Below are 23,782 nucleotides of genomic sequence, written 5' to 3' on the forward strand. Positions count from 1 at the left end.
GCTGTCTTTAAGTTTACTGATTTTATCGCTTTCCTACAAGTGCATTTTTCACTAAACTTCATATTTCATCCATTAAACGAGAGTCAAACCGTCAATGAATCCTTCAGCTGATCAGAAGAACGCTCCCACATTCCTGCATCATGGTTCTTCAGGAAGTCTGCAAGCACACGTTTTGATTTATCGTCCATATCCTCGACGATGATTTGTCGTTTCAGCGATTTATCCATCCGGTTAACATGCTCCGGAAGCGATTTGTAACCGCGTCTAATTGACCTGTCGACCATCATTTCACATGCTGTCACACCTGCATAGTGCGGACCATTTTGAGTAGCTTCAATGGTCACCCATACAAGCCAATAGGGTTTGGCATTCGGGACTTCTTCTTTAGTCTTTAAAAACTTGATCCCTTTTTCCACCACACTTCTTGCATGCATCGCGCCGATATCGACCTCTGCTTCACCTGCATCCACATCGATGATGACCGGAGAAATATTATCGAGCGTTAATACCCCTGCCCCATATCCTCCATGACCTTCTGTCGGGTCGTTTTTTATAATATTGAAGCCTACCTTTTTCTTCGGTTGTTCTTCCATGTTTGTATCCCCCTTTATCGTTTGTCATTCCTTATTATTGGTTAAAAAAACAAAAGTGAAAAAAATTGACTCAAGGTGCCTCCCACAAATAGAATTCCAGTATCCAAAATCGGCCTTATTGTATATTGGCTCAGCGGTGTGATGATCAGAATCAAAAAAATCAGGGAGCCATATTGTTCATACTGGGTCATTTTTGCCCGTAAGTCTGCGGAAACAAGATCCTGGACGACCCTATAACCATCGAGCGGCGGCAGCGGTATCAGATTAAATACAAATAAAAGGACATTTAAATTTATGAGTATATTTAAGAAGGGCTCGACGAAAAACGGTAAATCAGGTCCAACGCCTGCCGCAAGCAACCCGTAAAAAATCAAATACCCTACAATTGCAACAATTAAATTACTGAACGGACCGGCAAAAGAGACGAGCACTCCTGCCAACTTTGGATTCTTAAAATGGAAACGATTAACCGGTACAGGTCTCGCCCAACCGAATCCGGCTATTAATATCAACAATGTTCCGATCGGATCCAAATGGGAAATCGGATTCAATGTGACTCTTCCTTCATTCTTTGCAGTCGGGTCACCGAACTTATAGGCCACATAGGCATGCGAAAATTCATGAACCGTAAATGCGATTAACAGTGACACTATGACATATGGAAGCTTTTCCAAAGGATAAGCCAAAAACCGTTCTATTTGATCAAAAAATTGCATCGATAGCTACTCCCCCATTGTTTATTACCGTTAGTATACATCAAAAGTTCAAGAAGTGAAAAAACTCTGACTTCCGTGTCTTGCAATTCTTTTTCCATTGTGAAACACTACAAGATAAGAGAGGAAGGGGGGGGAAAAGAGATGCCATATGTAACAGTCAAAATGCTTGAAGGCCGTACAGACGAACAAAAAAGGGCTTTAGTCGAAAAGGTGACTGCAGCCGTTACGGAAACAACTGGAGCGCCAGCTGAAGCCGTGACGATTTTCATTGAAGAAATGTCAAAAAATCATTTAGCAGTAGCCGGTGTCCGTAAAAGCGATTTATAAGATTTACATAATGGGGAAAAGCTAAGCCATCAATTCGGCTTAGCTTTTGTTTTTAGCTGCTCAATATATTCATATGCCTCATCAATTTCTTCAAGCGTATATTTTTGTTTGCTTTTCAGCGTGAAAATTTTCTCGGTGACTTCCTCTTTTTCAAGCGTGTCGAAGTATAATACCGTTGAAACCAGCTCCAAAAACCTGGCATTCTGTTCGTTCATATCCTGTAAGCATGCCTCAAGTGCCGGCATCTCCACTTCCTGTATGGATAGGAAATCCTGGCCCGCATCCGTTATCGAATAACAATATTGATAATAACCTGCTTTTTTTTCCCTTACTTCATTCAAATAACCCATTTCGCAGAGCTCTTCAATCCGTAAGGTCAACTCCTCCGAATAAGGTCCATAAAAGTGAAACTGAAACTTTTCATGAAAGGGAAAGGACAGCTTCTTTGCAATATAAACGATTTTTTGTAATTTTTTCCGACCCGAGATTTCACCGGCAGTAGAAATTGCATTGATAATGTTTGCATGATCCTTAAACAAGGCTCGTCACTCCTCACCAAAAATGTACCACTTTAATCCGATAGCTCCAAAAGCTTACGAATCTGTTTTTTTATATTTTTCTTCGTAGATTCATCACGCAATAAATCCGCTGGATAATACAGCTTATGATCCGTTCTTCTTTTCCCGGAAATTGCATCGACAATTTCGGATTCACGTGATAATTCACGAATTTCGCCATTATTTTTCAGCAAGTGAATCGGCAGTCTCTCCTCTTCCTCACCTGGCCGGTAAAAATCATACGGCAAATCTGATGAAGAATCGACGACAAGATAATAATCCGGATCGATGCCTGCCTTCTTGAATAGCGTCCTTAATTCCATCAATCTGTTCATTTGACTGTTCGATGGATGGAATTCCACATATTTAAATAGTTTACGGTTAACGAAGCGAGTGCATAAATCTTTTAAAATCGCATCGTTTTCCTCTTCCCATGCTTCGAAATAATAGAGCATCACCGATTCATCCATTTTCAAATAGTCCGTTAAAGTCACTTCTCCCTTGAACAATGAATAAAAATGGTGCGGTTCTTGAGCAAACTCATAACCGGATTCATATAAATGTTTGGCTCTATGTAGAATCTTGGTAAGTATGACCTCCACACTTCTTGTAACTGGGTGGAAATAAACCTGCCAATACATTTGGTAGCGGCTCATGATATAATCCTCAACCGCATGCATCCCGCTTTGCTTTATGACGGCATGTTCCTCCCTTGGCCTCATTACACGCAAAAGCCTTTCCATATCGAAATGTCCATAACTCACGCCGGTGAAGTAAGCATCACGCTGTAAATAGTCCATTCTATCTGCATCGATCTGGCTTGAAATCAGGCTGACTACTAATTTACCTTTATAGGTTTTAGCAATGACTTCTGCCACTTTCTTAGGAAAATCACGCCCGACCCTAAGGAGGATCTTATTCACTTCCGTATCGCCGACGATTATCTGCTGCGTGAATTGCTCATGATCCAGGTCAAACACTTTTTCAAAAGAATGAGAGAAAGGACCATGACCCAAATCGTGCAGAAGGGCTGCACACAAGGATAGTAACCGTTCCTCAGGTTTCCATTCCGGTCTGCCCTCGAAAACATCATCCACGATTCTCCGGACAATCTCATATACTCCTAGCGAATGACTAAGCCGACTATGTTCCGCACCATGAAAGGTTAAATAAGTCGTTCCCAGCTGTTTGATCCTTCGAAGACGCTGGAATTCCTTCGTCCCTATTAAATCCCATATAACCCGGTCACGAACATGTATATATCTGTGCACCGGGTCCTTGAATACTTTTTCTTCTTGTAATTTTTCGCCGGAATATTCCATGAACTACCCTCTTTTTCATAATCTCGATGCACTCATTATAGCGCGTTTTGACAAAAAACCCTAACACCCACCTTGCTAGTAAGAGAGGTCATTTTGTAAGAAAACGGAAGTTCCCGTCCGATTTCATCTCGAAAATAAGGAAATAAAAAATCACCGCAGTGTGTTGAATCTGGGTGATGATTACTTGTTCCATTTATCAAAAGCGAACAATCCACTCTAACTATATCTAATGGATCCTACTTTAGTTTTTTATTGATTTTATCTAGTAACTCGTCTTCTGTCGGTGCAGCAACTGGACGGTTATTGACAAAGGCAAAAGACTTCTTTCTGCCAGGACCGCAATAGGATTGACAGCCCACTTCAATTATCGCGTCGGGATCAAGCTTTTCAAGACGCGGGATCAATGTTCTAATGTTTACCGCCAAGCAATCATCGCACACTCTGAATTCATTGGACATCCTCCGGTCACCATCCTTTCCATGACAAACTATTTTTCATTATGACTAAATGGTATTTTACCGTTTCTAATTATGAATATCAAGAGGGCTGAATGATGTGATAAAGAAAGGGCAGCCGCTGGAAAAGGATATAATCAGCCAAAAAACTAGTATCCTTTTAACCTTTTTGTATAAAAAATCCAGATTTTGTCCAAAATGCTAGTAGAACACTCCATAAATCACTGCCACACAATATTTTATATAGTTATTTATTTTAAAAGTTACCAGAAAGGGAGTATGTAGAAATGAAGGTTCGTCAAGATGCCTGGACAGAAGAAGATGATTTGCTTTTGGCAGAAACGGTATTGCGCCATGTGCGGGAAGGCAGCACTCAGCTTAATGCTTTTGAAGAGGTAGGAGATAAGTTGAATCGCACCTCTGCGGCATGCGGGTTTCGCTGGAATGCGGTTGTCCGCCATAATTATGACAAAGCGCTTTCCCTTGCCAAGAAGCAGCGTAAGCAGCGGCAAAGGATCCTTGGAAAAGATCAAGGAGGGAAAAAACGGCTACTTTATACACCGCCGTCCCCAACGATTTCCGACTTAATGGTCCCCCATGTACAAGAAGAGGAACTAGAGTTGAAATCCGAAGTCGACACTACCAATTATGAAGCAGCAGAGGAATTCGTTGTGACTGAAGCCCTCGCACCTAAGACACAGCACACATCCGTAACTTTGGAAACAGCCATGAGCCTTGATACCGTCATCGCCTATTTGGAATCTATGAACGGCCGCATTCTTCAAGCCGAAGTATTGAGAACCGAAAATGAAAGATTGAAGCTTGAAATTAAAGGGCTGAAAAAGCGAAACGAAGAATTGGAGAATAAAATCAGCCACCTAGAACAAAACAGCGGCTTGATGCAGGAAGATTATGAGACTTTGATGAATATCATGAATCGAGCAAGAAAGCTGGTCTTGTTAGAGGAAGAAGAACGCCCGGCAACTAAGTTCAAGATGGACCGGAATGGCAATTTGGAAAAAATGGCCGAGTAATAAGATAATGTGGGGTTCAGTTATATAGATCAACCACATGCCAAAGGCCGTTTCACCCATGTTTATCCGAAAAGGGAGCCAACTTGGCTCTTTTTTTCATTGTTTCAAGAAAGATGGAAGAATATCTCCCAGGGCGTCGCTGTCTATCATGCAGGCCTTTTACAGTTTCAGTGAATGCTAAAGTCGTATTAAATGGAAGAAGCCGTTCCTGAATTACTGGAGCGGCTTCTTCTTTCCTATCAATCCTTTAGTACATTGAATACTTTATCATTGCGTTCCACCACTCTTGTCAAGTATGCCTCATACATCGGCCATTCCTGACCGGAAAGAGTGTCAGAGAATATCCTTCCGCTATGTTCCTTCAATACATGTAGGAATCTGAGCATAACGTCCTGAACACTCAATTGCACGCCCAACAATTCCGTTAGGGATGCCATTACCGAAGGGACGATATCAGGATAAGCGAATTTGGTTTCTGCATTTCCTTTAGCTGCCTCATAAAAACCCTTCACGAGATTGGCTCGTTCAGCCCCGCTTCCATTGACACACAAATAGATTTGCACCGCTACGCCATTACGGATCCTACGTTGGGATATTCCAGCGAACTTTTGCCCCTTTATACTTAAATCATAACTACCAGGACAATAGGAACCGACGATTTCCCTTGCCTCCATCGTGACTGGGAAATCGGAAAACATCAATTGGACAAGCTCCCACATCGCATCATAACCACGATTGATTTCAATTTTCTGCTCATTTTCAGGAAAAATGAGCGAAAAATTCAGGACCCCCTCATCCAGCACGACCGCCAGCCCTCCGGAATTCCTGACGATGGCCTGGAAATCATGTTCTTCTAAATGTTCCAAACCCTTTTTAAGAAAAGGCAACTTCGTATCCTGTATACCCATGACGATGGTTCGATGATGTACCCACGCCCTGGCTACTGCCGCTGATTTACCTGACCCAACGGAAGCGCAAAATGTATCATCCATCGCAAAGGACTCCAGAGCAGGAAACTGAGGTCCAACGGAAGATTGATCAATAATCCTCCACTCTTGCTGCATTAATAATGAATCTGTCTCACCCATACGAATCTCCCTCTACATTTAATCCTCAAGCTGCCTATTGATACTGCGCCACAAACCCCTGTGCCGCTGTAATGACAGCCAGTTTATATACATCCTCTTCACTGCAGCCCCTCGAAAGGTCATTCACCGGACGATTCAGCCCCTGAAGGATCGGACCAACCGCTTCGAAGCCACCCAAGCGCTGTACCATCTTATAGCTAATGTTCCCTGCTTCGAGACTTGGAAAAATAAAAACATTCGCATCCCCCTGAATAAGGGAATCCGGTGCTTTTTTTCTTGCTACCGAAGGAACGAAAGCCGCGTCAAACTGAAATTCCCCATCAAGAATGATTTCAGGGTCCATTTCTTTTGCCAAATCAACAGCCTCAACCACTTTTAAGGTCTCGGGGGATGTTGCCGATCCCTTCGTCGAAAAGCTCAACAACGCCACACGCGGTTCGATATCGAACATTAGTGCAGTCTTCGCACTTTCTATAGCAATTTCAGCCAGGTCCTGGGAATTGGGGTTTATATTGATCGCACAATCCGCGAACACATATTTTTCTTCATCACGGACCATGATGAATACTCCCGATGTTTTTTGGACGCCTGGCTTTGTCTTGATGATCCTTAGGGCTGGACGAACCGTATCGGCAGTCGAATGCGTAGCGCCACTCACCATTCCATGTGCCAGTTTCATATGGACGAGCATGGTTCCAAAATAGTTCTCATCCAATAATATTTCACGAGCTTGTTCATCTGTCGCTTTACCATCACGGACCTTCACGAACGCCTCAACCATTTCATCCATCATGATATAATTGTTCGGATCATATATTTCGATTGCCTCAAGGGAGATTTTCAAATCTTTTGCCTTCTCTTGAATCAACCCGATATCCCCGATCAATACCGGTGTCATTAGTTTAGCTTTGGCAAGCCTGCCCGCTGCTCCCAAAATCCGTTCATCCAACCCTTCTGGAAAAACGATCTTTAAATTATGCCCCATAACTTTTGATTCCAATATTTCAAATAAATCACCCACTGGCTCTTCCTCCTTTTTAGATACGTTTCCCCCGTTTTTTCCATGTTTAACCATCCGGTGCTAATCCATTGTCGTCTTCTTTTAAGAATACTCTAGCAGCCAGGTAAATTCCAGCCACTTGGGTTGCCTGCCAACCCGCAAATTTGAAATTTGCAGAAACATTGAAAAACAGTGATGGTGTTTGCGGGTTGATATAAATTTCCTTATACTGAAACTATGTTATATTAAAGTTATAATAAGACTTAGGAGTGATCGTAATGAGTGAAGCAGCACAAACACTGGACGGCTGGTATTGTTTACATGATTTCCGTCTGATCGACTGGGCTTCTTGGAAAACGTTATCAAGTGACGAACGCCAATTGGCCATCTCAGAATTCCAAGGTTTACTGGATAAATGGAATATGAAACAAAGCGACAATGAAGGCAGCCATGCCCTATATTCCATCGTTGGTCAGAAAGCGGACTTCATGCTTATGTTTGCCCGCCCAACCATGGAAGAATTGAATGCAATTGAAAACGAATTCAACAAAACGAAGCTTGCCGAATATACAATTCCAGCTTATTCATACGTTTCCGTCGTGGAATTAAGCAATTACTTAGCTGGTGGAGATGGTGAGGACCCTTACCAGAATCCTCACGTTCGTTCCAGACTTTATCCGATACTTCCAAAAGCGAAACATGTCTGTTTCTATCCAATGGACAAGCGTCGTGATGGCGATGATAACTGGTATATGCTTTCCATGGAAGAGCGCAAAGGCTTAATGCGCTCCCACGGTTTGATTGGCCGCAGTTATGCCGGTAAAGTAAAACAAATCATTTCCGGTTCCGTCGGTTTTGACGATTATGAATGGGGTGTTACTCTATTCGCAGACGATGTCCTTCAATTTAAAAAATTAATCTATGAAATGCGTTTTGATGAAGTGAGTGCACGTTACGCTGCATTTGGTTCTTTCTTTGTAGGAAATATCCTGCCCGAAGAAAACGTTCCTTCTTTCTTATACGTATAAGACGATGAGCTTCCGGTTTCCGGAAGCTTTTTTTGCGTCCCTCTTTTTTATTTTTCCCCGTCTGTGGAATAAATCCAATCCACTTCCCATACATTTTCAATAGTGATGAATTTATTTTTTCACAGTCCCATTCAGCTTCAGGAAAATTGATCAAGATAATTCCTGACTCCAGCGAGGTGAAGGAACGTTACTTCTACCCATTAGCCGGCAAGAGGATCGGACTTATATCATGAACGGCAGCCGTTATGTTTCACTTACTATTCATTGTGGTTTTTTAAGCCACCCGGGGATTGTCCAGAAAACATATACAATACTACCGGTCGCTATAAATCGCACTGCTTCTCCCAGTCCATACTCTCGGATTGTCCAAATTCCACAGTAACAAATAAACCTTGAATTCAGGAGGGAATGCAATGTCACAAAATAACCCTTATGGTAATTACCCTTACGGAGGAAGCCCTTATTACCCCTATGAGAATAATGAGGCTGACCTGCGCCAGCAGAATCCTAACCAGCAACAAGGTTACCAGCAGCAAGGATACCAACAACCATCATACCAGCCACAACAGCCCACTATGGCGGGCACGCCACAACAAGTGCCGATGCAGATGAATCCAGCCACTTCCGGACCACAGATACCTGGCATGCTTCCGGTCGAAGCGTCGTATATCGAGAACATATTGCGTTTGAATAAAGGGAAGTTAGCCACTGTTTATACCACATTTGAAAACAATAAGGAATGGAATGCCAAAATCTTCAAAGGGCTCATCGAGGCAGCAGGACGCGATCATTTAATCATAAGCGACCCTCAAACGGGGAAACGATACTTAATCCCGATGGTATACTTAGATTATATAACGTTTGATGAAGAAATCGAATATGACTATCCATATGGAGGCGCCGGGCTTGCCACCTATTCGCCAAGGTGAAGAAAATCCAATTAAGAAGAGCCTCAGAATCTATTTGATTTTGAGGCTCTTCTTATATTGGGATGACTTTTTTCCAAAAAAAGCTGACCCAAGAGATCAGCTACCTTCATTACAAGTATTTATATGCAGCAATGATCATCAAGACCCAAGCAACCAAGAAAGATACTCCGCCAAGCGGTGTGATGGCTCCCAGGACTTTGATTTGCGTAACGCTTAGGACGAATAGACTTCCGGAAAACAGGATAATTCCTATTAGCATAAGCCAGCCGGACCAGTTGATCAGCGGACTTGAAATTTTCCCAGCCAATAGGCCGAGAACCAATAAACCCACCGCATGGAACATTTGGTATTGAACAGCCGTTTGCCAGGTTTCTAAATATTTATCAGGAATTTTCCCTTCCAGTCCGTGTGCGCCGAATGCACCAAGTGCCACAGCAATAAACCCATTCAATGCACCAAAAATGATGAACAGTTTCAATTATTTCGCTCCCCTTCCCTCATTTAAAAATCGAACAAGGACTCCCCATTGGCCTCATCCATTTTAACCGGTTCTACCTTCGGTGTAGCCGACATAACGGGCTGGGTCAATGTGATTGGCTTCGGTATGCTGATGTTAGCAGCTTTTTCATCCACCATCACTTCACAAAGGGATTTAATGGCAATTATATACCCCTGCACCTTATCCTCTGCATTTGCCTGTTTCGCTTTCAAAACAAGCTCCTCGATTTTATCTAACATTTGTCTTGATGAAATATCCAACTTTACCACCTCGCCTATATACAGGTCAAAACTATCATTACTAGCATAGCAAAAATCAGAGAAGAAAACACCTTGCAATCTCCTACCTTTTCATTGGCTTGGCTTGAAATTTCAAGCATGGCTGTCCTGAAGAATGAAAGACATCAAGAGAAGGCTGGTTTGATGTTTTGAATTGAAAAGCACGGCAGCCCTTTGGAAAACTGGGATCCCAAGTTATATAGAAATGACGGCACCCCATACAATTCACCCGTTGCGTTATCTTGCCCATATCATCGGTTCGGGATTTTCCAATCAATTGGGGATTCCCCCATTTCCATCAGCAAACGATTTGTTTTGGAAAAAGGTTTGGTGCCAAAGAAACCACGGGAAGCCGACAGCGGACTCGGATGTACAGACTTAATGACTTTATGTCGGGTTTCATCAATCAAAGGGATTTTGGTTTGGGCAGGTTTCCCCCACAGGATGAATACAACCGGTTTCGTACGGTCATTCAATAGGCGAATAACTTGATTCGTAAAGATTTCCCATCCTTTTCCACGGTGTGAGTGTGCCTCTCCCTCACGTACAGTCAAGACGGTATTCAATAGAAGCACTCCCTGTTTTGCCCATTCGGCTAAGTAACCATTATCAGGAACCTCATAGCCTAGATCGTTGTGTAACTCTTTAAAGATATTTCTTAAAGAAGGTGGGATGCGAACCCCCGGATTAACTGAAAAACTAAGGCCATGCGCTTGACCCTGGCCATGGTAAGGGTCCTGTCCAAGGATGACAACCTTTACGTCTTCATAAGGAGTATAGTGAAGCGCATTGAAAATATCGTCCTGATCCGGATGAATGACTTGCTGACTGTACTCTTGCTTTATAAATTCCCGTAGCTCCTGGTAATATTCTTTTTTGAACTCCTCTTTCAATAGAGGCCACCAATCATTTGTTAATAACTGCTTTGCCATGTGCCACAGCCCCTTTCCATTTTTGAAACTATATTATATCAAACTTAATCGCCTTGCCTTTTCCATAGATTATGATTTATGTTTCTATATACCCCAAAAGTGGGAAAATAGATAGTCAGCAAGCAATTTAACCATGTTGGAGGATTCCCTATGGAAAAATGGTACAAAAGAAAACGATTTTATCTGCTTGTCAGCATTTTGATTGTCCTTGCAATCGTAATCGTCTATAACAGCTACAAGCCTCTCCCCGATGGTGTTTCCTATGAAGGGAAGATTCATCATGTCGAGGATGTCGATTTCATCTATGACCTTTCCTATCACGATGAACAAGGGAACCTGCAGCATGAGCAGCGAATTTTCCAAACGATAAATCAAGCCATAGAAGAGGCTGACTCTTATATCGTAATCGATATGTTTTTGTTTAATGCTTTTTATGACGAAAAGATAAACTTCCCGAAGTTAACCGAGACTCTGAAGGATAATCTGGTTGAACAGAAAAAAAGGAAACCTGACCTCCAGATTATATTCATTACTGATGAAGTGAATACTTCCTATAATGCCTACCAGTTAGAGGCATTGGAAACGATGAGGAAAAATGGAATTGAAGTCATTGTTACCAACTTAGACCGCCTCCGGGATCCGAACCCTCTCTATTCAGGTGTGTATCGGACCTTTTTCCAATGGTTCGGTGAAAGCGGAAAAGGCTGGATCGTGAATCCAATGGCTAAAAGCGCACCAAAGGTCACCTTGCGTTCTTATCTTAGACTGATGAATATCAAAGCCAATCACAGAAAAGTGGTCGCTACTGAAAAAACGGCCATTATCTCATCTGCCAATCCTCATGACGCAAGTGGATTCCATTCCAATATTGCGTTCCAGATGGATGGGAATATCATCGGCGATTTTATTAAAGCTGAAGAAGCCGCTTCGAAATTCTCGGGAGGACCAAAGTCATTTCCTGAGTTCAAAGGGACTTCAGCAGATAAAGGACCGATATCGGTACAACTGCTAACAGAAGGAAAAATCAATAAACATGTCCTTAAGGCAATTAAGGATGCAAAAAAGGGAGACAACATCCATCTTGCCATGTTCTACATTGCCGATCGCGAGGCTGTCGAAGCATTAACCGATGCAGCTAAACGGGGTGTGAAGATTCAAATGATATTGGATCCGAATCAAAACGCTTTCGGAAGTGAGAAAATCGGGCTTCCCAATCTTCCGGTTGCCGCCGAATTCGAAAAACTGGGGGATGAAAACATCTCGATCCGCTGGTACAAAACGGATAAAGAACAGTTCCATACGAAGTTGATGATGATCCAGAAGACTAATGAGACAGTTATCCTTGGAGGATCGGCTAATTATACCTCACGCAATCTAGATGACTATAATCTTGAAGCGAATGTTGAAATCCATGCTCCAAATGATGCGGGTGTTTCCAAGGATGTCGATAGCTATTTCCAAAGACTCTGGACAAATCAAAATGGAGCATACACGGTGGATTACAGTGAATATCAGAAGAAACTGCCTGTCTTTAAATACTTGACCTACCGCATCCAGAAGGTGTTCCGCTTCACCACTTACTAAAATTCCCGTCTATATAAATGTTTATCAGTGCCCAAATTAGGATATATACTACTATAGCCAATCATCAACAGTAATAAGCAAGATTCCATTTACCTATATTCAAGGGAATCTTACTGAAATTCAAGGAGGAGTTTATATGTATCAAGTACATGTAGTAGAAAACGGTTTACAAGCAAAGGAAAAAATCGATGAATTAGTTACATCAGGTTATACGAAAGACGATGTATATTTGTTTGCCCATGATAAAACACGCTCAAAGCATCTTAGCGAGAATACAAATACAGAAGATATAGGCATGAAGGAACAAGGGTTCCTTGATACCGTCGGAAATCTCTTTAAATCACGCGGAGATGAACTTCGTAACCGAATGAGCAACCTTGGCCTTAGTGATATGGAGGCAGAACGTTACGAGGAAGTGCTTGACGAAGGAAAAGTAGTCATCGTGGCTTCCAAACAAGATAATAAAGACGGGGTTACACACTAATTCCCGATAGCCATTACCCTATATGAATATAAAAAACGAGGCTCCTTAACCGGCAGCCTCGTTTTTTATATTCATTATCCAAGGATTCTTTGGTATGTGGCCTTTGCATGGACCATGTCCTTCGTACCGTGAATCAATGCCCGGCCATCCTTGAAAATGACTATACGCTCCCCAGCTTTTTCACAAGAGAGAAGAAATGGATTGAATTTCACTGAATAACCGCTGCCGATCAGATCTTTGGCTAATTTATCGAGTTGCAGTCCCAAAGGTTTTGGCGGTCTTACCTGTACAGTATCCCTCCCGCAAAGAACAGCCGTTTTCGTTGCATTTTCCATTGTTAAAAAGGGATATGTCCTCTGCTCTCCGCATGAGAGACACTCTTTCTTTTTCGCTTTTGTTAATTTAACGGTTTGATATTGATTTCTCCACAGATCAAAAGTGACCAGTGCAGGCCGTACCGATTCCCAATCTTCAACAAGGATTTTCAATGCTTCGGCAGTTTGGTGTGCCACCACCATCGTTACAGCCGGTGATATGATTCCTCCTGTGTCACAGGTCATTCCTTGAATGGGGATTGCTTTAAGCAAACAGTGCAAACATGGAGTCTGTCCGGGAAGGATCGTCAAAGTCATGCCCACACTCCCTACACATGCCCCATAAATCCACGGTATATGAAGCTTTTGTGATAAATCATTAATAATCATCCGTGTTTCAAAATTATCGGTTGCATCCAATATCAAATCAACATCATCAAGCAGATTTTCGAGATTCTGGGCTGTAGCGTCCATGATAATGGCATTCACTTCAACTTCATGATTGATATCGAATAAATGACGCTTTGCCGCTTCTGCTTTTGGCAGTTTCTCATCGACATCCCGTTCCGTATACATTTGTTGGCGCTGTAAATTACTGGTCTCGACATAGTCCCTGTCGACAATGGTAAGCTTCCCCACTCCTGCACGAGTAAGGGCTTCGGCATTAGCAGATCCCAAAGCCCCTGCCCCAAGAAGCAAGACATGCTTCTTCATAATTTTCAATTGGCCCCCTTCACCAATGGGGGCGAATAAAGTCTGCCTGGAAAATCGCTCTTGCACCGTGATCCCTCCCCTTCCGAACGCTTTAGCCTCCACTGACTGGTGGAATGAAAGCAACTGTATCTCCATCAGAGAGAATTGTGTCATTATCGGCAAATTCTTCGTTGACCGCTGTCATCACGGTTTCAAGACCTTCCAATTGAAAATCCGCCTTCATTTTTCCTTTTAGCTGGGCTACACTCATTCCATTTCCTTCTATAGATAGAGTCTCTTTGCCTAGCTCATCTTTCAATTGGGCAAATAAAAGTACATTAATCATCCATATCCCCCTCTTCCGGTCCACCCGTTGGATATGGAACGGTTTCCAACTGGTTTCCGACCCAAGTCTCCCCATCTTCCCAGTGTTCTTTTTTCCAGATCGGGACGATTTCTTTAATTCTTTCAATCGCATACCTATTTGCCTCATATGCATCATTTCGATGTGGCGTACTAACGGCAATGACCACTGCGATATCCGTGATTTCAAGTTTACCTACACGATGGGTGATCGCCGTTTCTGCATCAAGCCACCGATCCTTGATCTCAGATCCGATTTGCTCCAATTTTTTGATAGCCATCGGTTCATACGCTTCGTAAATTAGGAAGAGAGTCTTTTTTCCTTTCGTCATTTCCCTCACTGTACCAATGAAGGTCGTGACGGCACCTGCATTTCGATTGACTACTTTATCAATCACTTCCTGGATCACAATGGGCTCTTTCGAAATATTATAATTCATGTCTACCATCCTTTATATATAATTCAGTTTGATCAATATAACCTGCCTCTTGATAATCTTCCCTTGTATTCATATTGAAAAAAAGGTATTGAAAATGTTCAGGATTCTCGCGGTATAACTTAAATTCGGTTTCTTTCATGATTTTCACCGAAATCTTTTCTAAAAATAGACTCATTTTTAATTCTTGCTTTAATAAGCACTCCGTCAGTACAGGAAGACAATTTTTATGGTAAACAGCAAAAAGCGGCTGGAGCCTGCCATTTATTTCTGGAATGACAGCATCGAATTCAGGTTCATAATGGGAAATGATATCCTTTATGGCATCTGCACTCGCAAACGGCATATCACAGGCTACAAGGAAATGAAGGTCCGTTTCCGATGAGGTCAACCCTGCATGCAATCCGCCAAGAGGGCCTTGATCCTTATGTAAATCCGGAATTAGCGGAAGTTGCAGAAAATGATATTCTTCAATTGTATTCGTAATGACCATAATGTTTTCTGACACCTTTTTCAATTCGGATGCCACTCTTGAAATGTTCACAACGCCACCTATGGTCAAGAGGGCCTTATTGGCTCCCATCCGGCTTGATTTCCCACCAGCTAAAAGCAGCATTGTCCATTCCATAAGAATCACCCTCCCATTTTTGGTTTAATCCAGCAGCAAACGGTAAAGCTATACTAAATGTGTCCCCTATATTTAAGTATTTTAAATCAACTTTGAAAAGAATGACACTTTCACAAACTTTGCTTTGTATATCAAAAGGTGGAAAATGGGATACAAAGCTAAAGAACAAGCCATCCATCCACCCTATTTCCTGAATTCCAGGTCCGAAAAATGACTTATGCGGGGCCATCCTATTACCTACTCTAAGGCACTCATATTTGGGTGAAAACAAGTTTTACATAAAAGAAATTTTGGTATATTCTAAAAATAGGATATTACCTAGTATGCTGATAATATCGATATCTAATTCTCCTGAGGAGGTCACATAATGACTATGAAAAGAGCTATGACAGTTGCCGGATCGGATTCGAGCGGCGGCGCGGGTCTACAAGCAGATTTAAAGACATTCCAAGAATTCGGCGTTTACGGTATGTCCGCTTTAACGACAATCGTGACAATGGATCCGAAGAATGGCTGGTCCCATAATGTATTCCCTACACCGGTCGAAGTTTTGGAAGCCCAAATCGAAACGATCCTGTCAATCGGCATTGATGCCATGAAAACGGGAATGCTTGGATCTGTGGAAATCATTGAACTTGTTGCCCGTAAAATAGACGAGTTGAAACTGGACAAAGTCGTTATCGATCCAGTTATGGTATGTAAAGGTGAAGATGAAGTATTGCACCCTGAAACGGCTGTAGCTCTGCGCGACCTGCTTGTTCCACGCGCAACTGTAGTCACTCCGAACCTGTTCGAGGCCGCTCAGTTAGCGGGAACTGCTCCTATCAAGACGATTGATGACATGAGGGCTGCAGCTGAAAAGATTCACGCACTAGGTGCAAAATACGTCTTGATCAAAGGCGGTAATAAACTGGATCATGATAAAGCCATCGATCTTTTATATGATGGAAAAGAATTTGAAATCCTTGAATCAGAGAAAATCGAAACGACAAATACTCACGGTGCCGGCTGTTCATCTTCTGCGGCGATAGCAGCTCAATTGGCTGAAGGGAAAAGCCCGCGAGAGGCTATCCTCATTTCTAAAGACTTCATTACTGAGGCGGTTCGCCACTCTTGGAAGATGAATGACTATGTTGGACCTGTCAATCATGGTGCATACCATAAATATGGAATTGCTGAAAAAACACAAAAATAAAACATCAAGTTTAAAGGCCGCTCAAATTCATCGAGCGGCCTTTTTCGCTTTTTTTGTTTATATTTAGTAAAATAGAAAGAAGGAAAAGCTTATCTAGCCGCCCAGTTAAGGAGGAAATTATAGAATGAAACCTATAGACCGTACAGAGGTGCAAAATGCCATTGATTCTTTCGCCGGACAAGATGTATATCTTCACCTTGAAACGACAAATGGTGCCTATGCCACTCATGTAGATGAAGCTTTCTTTTCGGCAGGTGCTTATATCCGGAATGCTTTTATAAAGTATGAACATGGGAAGATAGTTGGCGATGGACCCTACCGCATCGGCTTGAAGCTCAATATTGGCTGGGTATATGCAGAAGGCGTTAACCACTTTGAAATGGATGAACATGGGAGATTGCTATTGGCAGGCCTTGATTTTTCCGGAAAGCTTGCCGTCTCCATGCAGCTCAGTCCTACTCCCTTTGAATGATGACAACTTGCTTGATATATTTCCGATGAAAACTCCCATTCACCGATAACCATACTCACTGTAAGTAGAACGGAAGGAGAGATAAACCTTGGAAAAAGAACGCCATGTCTTAGTCATATTCCCACATCCCGATGATGAAGCCTTCTCGGTCTCCGGAACGCTTGCCCTTCATAGAGAAGCCGGCACTCCTGTCACCTATTTATGCTTAACTTTAGGAGAAATGGGACGTAATTTAGGAAACCCTCCATTTGCGACAAGGGAATCGCTACCCAAAATTCGTAAAAAGGAATTAATCGATGCAGCAAATGCGATCGGCATCCAAGATTTACGCATGCTTGGATTGCGTGATAAGACAATTGAATTCGAAGATGATGAAAAGCTGACTTCCTTATTTACCGATGCCATCAATGAATTGAATCCTTCATTGATCATTACGTTTTACCCAGGTTACAGTGTCCATCCAGACCATGAAGCGACAGCACGGGCTGTGGTTCGGGCCGTGGAAAGAATGAAAGAGAAAGAGAGACCTAAACTTCATTGTGTCGCCTTCTCGAATAACTGCATTGACGAATTGGGACAGCCTGACATCATCCATGATATTTCTGCCGTCGAAGAAAAGAAGGTAGCAACATTCACTGCCCACCGTTCACAAACACAGGCAATGGTGATCGATTGGAAAGAGAAATTCGAAAATCAGGATGCAGATTTTCTAGACTGGATCCGTAAAGAACGATTATGGACCTATAAATTTTAAAGAAATCGCCCATAAGGCGGTTTTTTTGTTTATGGCATAAAAAAAACGCCTGTGGATTACAGGCGGAGAAAAGGGGGATACTTTGGAAATCAATCATAATATAAGCATCCCCAAGATTCTTCATATTATACAATCATATTCAAAAAATTAGGCAGACAAGCGTTTCTCATGCTGCATTTTCTTTTTTGCCGAAGCTTTTTTTCCATGCGCCAAGTAATAAATGCCAATAAGTATGAATGCAAAGATCGACATTCCTATGAATAACCCTTTGAACCCAGTAAATGGAATAAGGAATCCCAATAGGAATGGGCCAACACCAATACCGAAGTCATACATTGTAAAAAACGTAGATGTGGCTAATCCCATCCGATTTGATGGGGCTTCCTTAATGGAAATCGCTTGACAGCTAGATTGGAACGTACCATACCCCACTCCGATAAAGGCGCCGGCAATCAGAAGAGTGATACCATGATGGGATTGACTGAGGATGACCATACCGACGGCAAATAGGAGGAGTGATGGGTAAATAACTGCATTTTCTCCCTTCACATCAAACATCCGTCCTGTAAACGGACGGGACGCCAATAGGAATACAGCAAATACGACAAAGAAAAAGCTCGCCGCGTCCATTAAATCCATTTCCTTTGCAAAAGACGTTAAATAGGACAAGATGCTCGAATAGGTAAATCCGGCAAATCCGATGAAAATGGAAATCGGCAGTGCCCTTTTTTCAAAGTAATCACTGATGTTGAACCCTTTTTGTGGTGAAGCTCCCTTTTCCCCTTCAGGCACATTCATGAATAATGATGCTACTAAAGAAAATGCGGCAAATAAAGAGGCTGCATAGAAAATGATGGAATAACTGAAATGCTGTGTTATCAGCAATCCAATAAACGGACCGAATGCCATTGCCAGGTTTGTACTCATGGCAAAGTAACCTGTACCTTCCCCGCGTCTTTCATTCGGAATGATATCTGCAGCAATCGTTCCAGTTGCCGTAGTGGCAAGGCCGAAAGCAAAACCGTGAATAAGCCGATCGATCAATAAGAGGGATAAACCATTCACCAGGAAATAGCCAATGGATGCAATCAGGAATAGAACCAACGATCCAAGCAACATCTTTCTGCGGCCGATCTTGTCGATTTTTTTCCCTGCAATCGGTCTGACAAGCACTGCCCCGAGTACAAAGATACTTGAAGCAAGTCCTGCTTGTGCTTGCGACGCATGAAAGTTATCGATCGTATAAATGGTCAATGTCACCATCAAGACATAAAAAGTTAAAAATAAAAAAAAGTTCGCAGACGAGACAATCAGAAAGTCTTTCGTCCACAATTTCGGTTTGAGATTCATTTCAATCCTTCTTCCTTACTATTGTTTTAATTTTTCCTTCAGGAAAATCAACGTTCGTAACGTTGCTTCTCGATCTTCTTCAGCCAAACCGCACATTAATTGAAGTTCAAATTCTTCAACTACCTTTTTGGCCTCTTGATAAGTCCTTAGTCCCGACTCCGTTAACTGTATTCTCCGTTCCCGCTTATCTTTTCCTGGGATTTGTTCAATCAAACCAAGTTCTTCCAACCGGTTTACCGTCCTGGTTATCGTCGGTTTCTCCACATCTAGATAAGTGCTTATTTCAACAAGCGTAGAACAGCCAAACTGAGACAGATAATATACAATCGACCATTGGGAATGAAAAAGATCAACCTTGGCCAATTGTTCATTTAACTTTTTGGTAAATGACCTTGAAAATTGTAAGTTATGATGAAAAAAACCATTTTGAAAGGACAAAGGTATTCCTCCTGTAAATTAGTTACCTAGGTAACTATACACCTATTCATTAGAATTGTCTAGCCTTCGGCTGAACGAAAATAATCGTATGCACATTGTTTCCCCAGCCTCTCCATTGCTTCCGAAACAAAAAAATATCCTATTCAGGAGATCCGGGATTTAACTTTTGAATGGGGAGGAAATTCTCGTGAGCTTGGGCGAAATGGCATGGGGAAAATCCGGGCCATGCCATGTTCTATGTGGTCGTTACTTTGAGGCCAAAAAAAAGAAACTCCGCGAATATAAGCGAGGCTTCCACTATTTGCTCTTTGCGTTACGAAATGATTTCATTCGAAACTATTTTGAACCACATAAATACCGCACCCCCGAACTTCTCATTGATAACTTCAGGGCATATATCCCTTTAACAGAGAAAGTGGCAAACGGTAAAGTTTATCATCTTTTTCATCAGGATTTCCTCGGCCATCCGTATTATTGCTTATGAAATAAAGGAATTCTTCATCGACAAATACGTCACGTACCCTTCCTGGGCTCGTAATGACATTAGTCATTTTTCCGCTCTTTACATCATAACTCTTAAGCGCTTCACCCCGTAGGGCGGCCAAATAGAGCTTTCCGTCAAAATAGGCCACGCCAGAAGGAGCCCATGTATTTTCACCGGAATGAATCAATGGCTTCACCATATCTGGTTTTTGCTCATCGCCCTCTATCTCTGGCCAGCCATAGTTCTTACCTGGATTAATTTTATTTAATTCATCGTGAGCCGAATCTCCGTGCTCACTTTCATACAATTGTCCTGCATCATCCCAGGCCAGACCTTGTGGATTGCGGTGACCGTATGAATAGACGTAAGAATTCCCGAAAGGATTATCTTTCGGAATGGTGCCATCCAGGTTCATGCGCAGAATCTTCCCGCCTAAAGAATCTATATCCTGTGCGATCTCAGGCTTTCTTGCATCACCTGTTGTTGCGTATAGCTTATCGTCCGGTCCAATCTTGATCCTGCCGCCATGGTGGTAGTCCCCGCTTGGTATTCCGTCGATCAAGGTCTCCATCTCCTGCCATTTATCCTCATTTTTTTCTAAAATGACGATTCGATTGATGGAATCCCCGCCTGCTTCATAGGTATAATAGGCGAAAGCTTGCCCGCTCTCAGAAAAATCGGGAGCCAGCAAAAATCCAAGCAACCCCGCTTCCGCTTTAGCTGACAATGGCTTTTTAAGGTTGACCTTTTGCCTTGTCATCTTATCCTTGTCCCATTCAACGATGGCTCCTGTCCGCTCTGACACATACATGATGTCCCCATTCTTCTGAATCGACCATGGGGCATGCAGGTTCGTAACCAGCACATCCAGATCTTTCCCTAAGTTGCCCGTCACTTCTTCGTCAGGATTCGGCTTTGTTTTGCTGTCGTCATCATTCCTGTTACAACCAGTTAAAATCAATGTAGCCATGAGGAAAAATAAGAGCGATCTTTTCAAAAGTCTTTCCTCCTTCGATTCATGAGTTTAATAGGCTGACTGTTTAAGTACCTTTAAAATGGCCTCCGCAACACCCGATTCATCATTCATTCCTGTTACTTCATCACATAGTTTTTTAATTTCGAGCGGGGCATTTCCCATCGCGACTGACAAACCTACCCGTTCAAACATGGATACATCATTATAATTATCCCCAATAGCCATCGTTTCCTGCATCGAGCCGGATTTTCCCTTCACATATGTTTCAAGTGCCGTTCCTTTTTGAGCTGTTTCACTCATGATTTCCACATTTTCACGCCCCGATGAAGTGACTGTAACTCCCTGTCCTTGCAATTTCGAAGCAATTTGATTTAATAAAGTTAAATCCTTTGAGAAGCTGAGAATTTTATAATATTCCTCATTCGAACGGCTGAATAACTCGGAGTAATCGGAAATGGAAGTTACCTGTCCAAGTCGTAATCGCTTCTCCGCATATTTCCTCATGCTCTCAGGATCAATGTCTAGATTGGCTGTAACGAATACATCCACCAAAACAGATATTGCGTTTTCATAGTCTTTAGAATAAATTCCCTGACTCGTATATATTTCGAAATAAATCCCCTGTTCTTCGAGGAATCCAGCTACCATTTTAGCAGTGGCAGCTGACATTGGATTGGAAGCGGCAATCTTTCCGTCCTCCGTGAAGAGGGCAGCACCATTTACACTGATGACAGGGCAATCGATACCTGCTTCATCTAAAGCGAACCTTGCTTCCACATAAGATCTTCCAGTAGCAATGATCACTTCCACCCCCTCGCTTTGTGCCCTCTGGATAGCATGTTTATTTTCCTCACTGACCTTTTGCATTTTGTTTAGCAATGTTCCGTCCATATCAATCGCAATCGTCTTTATCAATTCAACCGCCCCTTTATTTCAATATAATCCCTATTTTAACCGAAAGAGCATGGATAAACACGTTTAACAAACCCGTATATATCATTGGTGCGATTTCGGTCATTAAAATTCCTATTATGTATATAAATAAACTGCACCTAATTAAGATAGGTGCAGCTTGCTTTTTTAATGTAAAAGCGTTTTACTATCGACATCTTGTGCCCGTTCAATAATCTGTTCGTGGATGTCCCTTTGAATGTCATCGATGGCTGTAAAGTCCATTGCTTTTACATAAATCTTTTCGAGTTCGTCATGCAGCTCTTTTGCCTTAGCCAGATTTTCTGTCGCTTCATTCATTTTCGTCCGGTACCTTGTGGAAACATCCTTTAACTGATCGGCATATATTTCATCTGTTCCTGGCAGGATGGCCGTTTTATATATATCAATGATTTCATCCCCTCCACAACTCGGGAAATATTCATGCGGAGATGTGCTGTCAAAAATGGCAATCCCTGCCTCCCGGACGATTACCATATCCAAGCTATGCGGATCGAAACCACAATGATATACTTCCACATCAAAGCCTCTTTGCTCCGCAGCCTTTGCAATCTTCTTCAGCATCGTTGATTTCCCTGAACCTGGACGCCCCTTTAAAAAGTACCGTTTTTGTAATCCCTCAGTAATATTGGGGATGAAATCAATTGCACCCTTTGGTGTAGCTGCTCCTAGGAATCGGTGACGAACATCCGACTTCTTATTAAGGACGATATCTCTATAAAAGCCTTCTATCAATTTATTGGTCAATCCATTCAATTTAGCGAAATCAATATTTGCCTTATAAATGTCTTCCCATTCATCATGTATCCTCAATGCTTCAGCGAATAGGGCATATGCCTTCTCGAAACTCTTGCTTCTCGCATTCGTCAATCTTATGATGGCCGCTCTCTCAGAAGCCAGCTGTTGGGAATTCCAGGCAGCCCCTAGATTGACATATTCCTCAATGGCCCCCGGCGCCTTCGGCTCAATCACATGCGGCGCGGTCCCATCCACGATTCCGATTTTCAAAGCCGGTATGATTACTCCATCAATGGAATCATTATCGGATGAACAATGTAAATACTCGATGTCATAGTCTTTATCTAGCCATTCTTGGCCGATTTTTTTCATAATGGTCGATTTACCGGAACCAGGTCCTCCTTTTAATATGAATAATCTTTCCAGACCTGTTAAATTGGAATCATATAAACTATAAAACCCTTTAGCCGTATTGCCTCCAGCGAAATAATTCATCATTTTCCCTGTCACTTCCACACTCTCCCTCACAATAAAGATGTGATCTTCAAGACAGCGTATGAAGAAAAGACCCAATAGGTGAATACCTAAAAGTAAGCAGTTTATTTTATTAGGGCTACAGATTCCGCTTGAGTGATTTCCAGGAATTCTGACGGTTTTAAAACGATCTGTGTACCGATTTTCCCTCCACTTACGATGATTTCAGGCAGATTTGTTGCACTTTCATCGATAAAGGTCGGATATTGCCTTTTCATTCCGATAGGGGAACAGCCTCCCCGAATGTACCCTGTGTATTTTTGAAGATCTTTAACAGCAAGCATTTCAATTTTTTTGGCACCTGCCGCCTTCGCTGCTTTTTTCAAGTCCAGTTCGGTTGCTACAGGAATGACAAATACGTAAAGTTGCTGTGGTCCGTTGTGGGTAACAAGCGTTTTGAAAACGGTTTCTGGCGCTTTTCCAATCTTGTCCGCAACAGTGATCCCGTCGATCTTTCCATCGCGGGCATCATAACTCATCATGCCATACTCTATACGTTTGTTATCTAGAATTCGCATTGCATTCGTTTTACTGGCTCCCATAAGAAAATTCCCCTTATCGTTTTCTACCATTTTACCATTTTAAATACCAGGCAAAAAGAAAAGCACAGTGCTTATGCATCTGTGCTT

At 42.3% G+C, this 23,782-nt stretch carries 30 protein-coding genes; 9 read left to right on the plus strand and 21 right to left on the minus strand.

Going from position 1 to position 23,782, the window contains the following annotated elements; translation table 11 throughout:
* Positions 1 to 83: 83 nt before the first annotated feature.
* Both IOC57_RS14065 and IOC57_RS14070 read right to left on the minus strand, forming a co-directional pair.
* A complete protein-coding gene (locus IOC57_RS14065; RefSeq protein ID WP_207439313.1) occupies positions 84 to 593 on the minus strand; it encodes a YwhD family protein in 510 nt (169 codons plus the stop codon).
* 41 nt (positions 594 to 634) lie between these two features.
* Entirely contained in the window at positions 635 to 1,309 is a 675-nt protein-coding gene (locus tag IOC57_RS14070) for a site-2 protease family protein (protein ID WP_286184860.1), read from the minus strand.
* Positions 1,310 to 1,450: 141 nt separating this feature from the next.
* Here IOC57_RS14070 and IOC57_RS14075 point away from each other — a divergent pair, with 141 nt between their 5' ends.
* Complete coding sequence (locus IOC57_RS14075) at positions 1,451 to 1,636, plus strand: 2-hydroxymuconate tautomerase (RefSeq protein ID WP_048683562.1); 186 nt, start codon at positions 1,451 to 1,453, stop codon at positions 1,634 to 1,636.
* Between the two features lie 29 nt (positions 1,637 to 1,665).
* On the opposite strand, the gene IOC57_RS14080 is transcribed toward IOC57_RS14075, so the two are convergent.
* From IOC57_RS14080 to IOC57_RS14090, 3 genes are all read right to left on the minus strand, one after another.
* Positions 1,666 to 2,175 carry a YwgA family protein gene (locus IOC57_RS14080; RefSeq protein ID WP_034315899.1) on the minus strand — a complete coding sequence of 170 codons (510 nt, stop codon included), beginning with the start codon at positions 2,173 to 2,175 and terminating at the stop codon, positions 1,666 to 1,668.
* A 32-nt stretch (positions 2,176 to 2,207) separates the two neighbouring features.
* Positions 2,208 to 3,515 (minus strand): HD domain-containing protein, encoded by a 1,308-nt coding sequence (locus tag IOC57_RS14085; RefSeq protein ID WP_207439314.1) that lies wholly within the window; start codon positions 3,513 to 3,515, stop codon positions 2,208 to 2,210.
* Positions 3,516 to 3,751: 236 nt separating this feature from the next.
* Complete coding sequence (locus IOC57_RS14090; RefSeq protein ID WP_207439315.1) at positions 3,752 to 3,973, minus strand: YuzB family protein; 222 nt, start codon at positions 3,971 to 3,973, stop codon at positions 3,752 to 3,754.
* Between the two features lie 284 nt (positions 3,974 to 4,257).
* Between IOC57_RS14090 and IOC57_RS14095 the strand changes: the two genes are divergently transcribed.
* A complete protein-coding gene (locus IOC57_RS14095) occupies positions 4,258 to 5,004 on the plus strand; it encodes an RsfA family transcriptional regulator (RefSeq protein WP_207439316.1) in 747 nt (248 codons plus the stop codon).
* 239 nt (positions 5,005 to 5,243) lie between these two features.
* Here IOC57_RS14095 and lipL read toward each other — a convergent pair whose 3' ends face one another.
* Entirely contained in the window at positions 5,244 to 6,092 is an 849-nt protein-coding gene (gene lipL, locus IOC57_RS14100) for an octanoyl-[GcvH]:protein N-octanoyltransferase (RefSeq protein ID WP_207439317.1), read from the minus strand.
* Between the two features lie 34 nt (positions 6,093 to 6,126).
* Positions 6,127 to 7,113: a phosphate acetyltransferase gene (pta, locus tag IOC57_RS14105; RefSeq protein WP_207439318.1), complete on the minus strand. Its 987-nt coding sequence runs from the start codon at positions 7,111 to 7,113 to the stop codon at positions 6,127 to 6,129.
* A 257-nt stretch (positions 7,114 to 7,370) separates the two neighbouring features.
* Here pta and hemQ point away from each other — a divergent pair, with 257 nt between their 5' ends.
* Together hemQ and gerQ are read left to right on the plus strand one after the other, a co-directional pair.
* Positions 7,371 to 8,120, plus strand: a complete 750-nt coding sequence (gene hemQ, locus IOC57_RS14110) for a hydrogen peroxide-dependent heme synthase (protein ID WP_207439319.1) — start codon at positions 7,371 to 7,373, stop codon at positions 8,118 to 8,120.
* Positions 8,121 to 8,533: 413 nt separating this feature from the next.
* On the plus strand, positions 8,534 to 9,049 hold the full coding sequence (gene gerQ, locus IOC57_RS14115) for a spore coat protein GerQ (protein ID WP_286184866.1): 516 nt from the start codon (positions 8,534 to 8,536) through the stop codon (positions 9,047 to 9,049).
* 109 nt (positions 9,050 to 9,158) lie between these two features.
* On the opposite strand, the gene IOC57_RS14120 is transcribed toward gerQ, so the two are convergent.
* From IOC57_RS14120 to IOC57_RS14130, 3 genes are all read right to left on the minus strand, one after another.
* Positions 9,159 to 9,527, minus strand: coding sequence for a DUF423 domain-containing protein (locus IOC57_RS14120; RefSeq protein ID WP_207439320.1), 369 nt, complete (start codon positions 9,525 to 9,527; stop codon positions 9,159 to 9,161).
* A gap of 23 nt (positions 9,528 to 9,550) precedes the next feature.
* Positions 9,551 to 9,808, minus strand: a complete 258-nt coding sequence (locus IOC57_RS14125) for a YwdI family protein (RefSeq protein ID WP_207439321.1) — start codon at positions 9,806 to 9,808, stop codon at positions 9,551 to 9,553.
* A gap of 269 nt (positions 9,809 to 10,077) precedes the next feature.
* Positions 10,078 to 10,758 (minus strand): uracil-DNA glycosylase, encoded by a 681-nt coding sequence (locus tag IOC57_RS14130; protein WP_207439322.1) that lies wholly within the window; start codon positions 10,756 to 10,758, stop codon positions 10,078 to 10,080.
* Positions 10,759 to 10,908: 150 nt separating this feature from the next.
* Here IOC57_RS14130 and IOC57_RS14135 point away from each other — a divergent pair, with 150 nt between their 5' ends.
* Complete coding sequence (locus tag IOC57_RS14135) at positions 10,909 to 12,342, plus strand: phospholipase D family protein (protein ID WP_207439323.1); 1,434 nt, start codon at positions 10,909 to 10,911, stop codon at positions 12,340 to 12,342.
* A gap of 136 nt (positions 12,343 to 12,478) precedes the next feature.
* On the plus strand, positions 12,479 to 12,826 hold the full coding sequence (locus IOC57_RS14140) for a YflT domain-containing protein (RefSeq protein WP_207439324.1): 348 nt from the start codon (positions 12,479 to 12,481) through the stop codon (positions 12,824 to 12,826).
* A 74-nt stretch (positions 12,827 to 12,900) separates the two neighbouring features.
* On the opposite strand, the gene IOC57_RS14145 is transcribed toward IOC57_RS14140, so the two are convergent.
* Genes IOC57_RS14145 through IOC57_RS14165 form a run of 5 tightly spaced genes read right to left on the minus strand, consistent with a single transcriptional unit; the run spans position 12,901 to position 15,439 of the window.
* Positions 12,901 to 13,920, minus strand: a complete 1,020-nt coding sequence (locus tag IOC57_RS14145; protein WP_207439325.1) for a MoeB/ThiF family adenylyltransferase — start codon at positions 13,918 to 13,920, stop codon at positions 12,901 to 12,903.
* 25 nt (positions 13,921 to 13,945) lie between these two features.
* Positions 13,946 to 14,179, minus strand: coding sequence for a molybdopterin converting factor subunit 1 (gene moaD, locus IOC57_RS14150; protein WP_207439326.1), 234 nt, complete (start codon positions 14,177 to 14,179; stop codon positions 13,946 to 13,948).
* Positions 14,172 to 14,636 carry a molybdenum cofactor biosynthesis protein MoaE gene (locus IOC57_RS14155; protein ID WP_207439327.1) on the minus strand — a complete coding sequence of 155 codons (465 nt, stop codon included), beginning with the start codon at positions 14,634 to 14,636 and terminating at the stop codon, positions 14,172 to 14,174. Before IOC57_RS14155 ends, moaD begins: the two co-directional genes overlap by 8 nt.
* Positions 14,626 to 15,261: a molybdenum cofactor guanylyltransferase gene (gene mobA / locus IOC57_RS14160; RefSeq protein WP_207439328.1), complete on the minus strand. Its 636-nt coding sequence runs from the start codon at positions 15,259 to 15,261 to the stop codon at positions 14,626 to 14,628. The genes IOC57_RS14155 and mobA overlap by 11 nt, the downstream gene beginning before the upstream one ends.
* Positions 15,203 to 15,439 (minus strand): hypothetical protein, encoded by a 237-nt coding sequence (locus IOC57_RS14165; protein ID WP_207439329.1) that lies wholly within the window; start codon positions 15,437 to 15,439, stop codon positions 15,203 to 15,205. The genes mobA and IOC57_RS14165 overlap by 59 nt, the downstream gene beginning before the upstream one ends.
* A 189-nt stretch (positions 15,440 to 15,628) precedes the next feature.
* On the opposite strand from IOC57_RS14165, the gene pdxK reads away from it, so the two are divergent.
* The 3 genes from pdxK to bshB2 all read left to right on the plus strand — a co-directional run bounded on the left by pdxK (position 15,629) and on the right by bshB2 (position 17,682).
* Positions 15,629 to 16,456, plus strand: coding sequence for a pyridoxine/pyridoxal/pyridoxamine kinase (gene pdxK / locus IOC57_RS14170; RefSeq protein ID WP_207439330.1), 828 nt, complete (start codon positions 15,629 to 15,631; stop codon positions 16,454 to 16,456).
* Between the two features lie 124 nt (positions 16,457 to 16,580).
* Entirely contained in the window at positions 16,581 to 16,928 is a 348-nt protein-coding gene (locus tag IOC57_RS14175; RefSeq protein ID WP_207439331.1) for a YojF family protein, read from the plus strand.
* An 88-nt stretch (positions 16,929 to 17,016) separates the two neighbouring features.
* Positions 17,017 to 17,682, plus strand: a complete 666-nt coding sequence (gene bshB2 / locus IOC57_RS14180) for a bacillithiol biosynthesis deacetylase BshB2 (protein ID WP_207439332.1) — start codon at positions 17,017 to 17,019, stop codon at positions 17,680 to 17,682.
* Between the two features lie 147 nt (positions 17,683 to 17,829).
* On the opposite strand, the gene IOC57_RS14185 is transcribed toward bshB2, so the two are convergent.
* The 6 genes from IOC57_RS14185 to ybaK all read right to left on the minus strand — a co-directional run bounded on the left by IOC57_RS14185 (position 17,830) and on the right by ybaK (position 23,695).
* Entirely contained in the window at positions 17,830 to 19,032 is a 1,203-nt protein-coding gene (locus IOC57_RS14185; RefSeq protein ID WP_207439333.1) for an MFS transporter, read from the minus strand.
* A gap of 18 nt (positions 19,033 to 19,050) precedes the next feature.
* Positions 19,051 to 19,470, minus strand: a complete 420-nt coding sequence (locus tag IOC57_RS14190; protein ID WP_207439334.1) for a MarR family winged helix-turn-helix transcriptional regulator — start codon at positions 19,468 to 19,470, stop codon at positions 19,051 to 19,053.
* 386 nt (positions 19,471 to 19,856) lie between these two features.
* Positions 19,857 to 20,951 (minus strand): PQQ-dependent sugar dehydrogenase, encoded by a 1,095-nt coding sequence (locus tag IOC57_RS14195; RefSeq protein ID WP_286184867.1) that lies wholly within the window; start codon positions 20,949 to 20,951, stop codon positions 19,857 to 19,859.
* 27 nt (positions 20,952 to 20,978) lie between these two features.
* Positions 20,979 to 21,845 carry a Cof-type HAD-IIB family hydrolase gene (locus tag IOC57_RS14200; RefSeq protein WP_207439335.1) on the minus strand — a complete coding sequence of 289 codons (867 nt, stop codon included), beginning with the start codon at positions 21,843 to 21,845 and terminating at the stop codon, positions 20,979 to 20,981.
* Positions 21,846 to 22,010: 165 nt separating this feature from the next.
* Positions 22,011 to 23,129 carry a PRK06851 family protein gene (locus IOC57_RS14205; protein ID WP_207439336.1) on the minus strand — a complete coding sequence of 373 codons (1,119 nt, stop codon included), beginning with the start codon at positions 23,127 to 23,129 and terminating at the stop codon, positions 22,011 to 22,013.
* Positions 23,130 to 23,218: 89 nt separating this feature from the next.
* Positions 23,219 to 23,695, minus strand: a complete 477-nt coding sequence (gene ybaK / locus IOC57_RS14210) for a Cys-tRNA(Pro) deacylase (RefSeq protein ID WP_207439337.1) — start codon at positions 23,693 to 23,695, stop codon at positions 23,219 to 23,221.
* Between the last annotated feature and the right edge of the window lie 87 nt (positions 23,696 to 23,782).

It is taken from the genome of Bacillus sp. SD075, assembly GCF_017355165.1.
In the GTDB taxonomy this organism is placed as follows: Bacteria; Bacillota; Bacilli; order Bacillales; family DSM-1321; genus Peribacillus.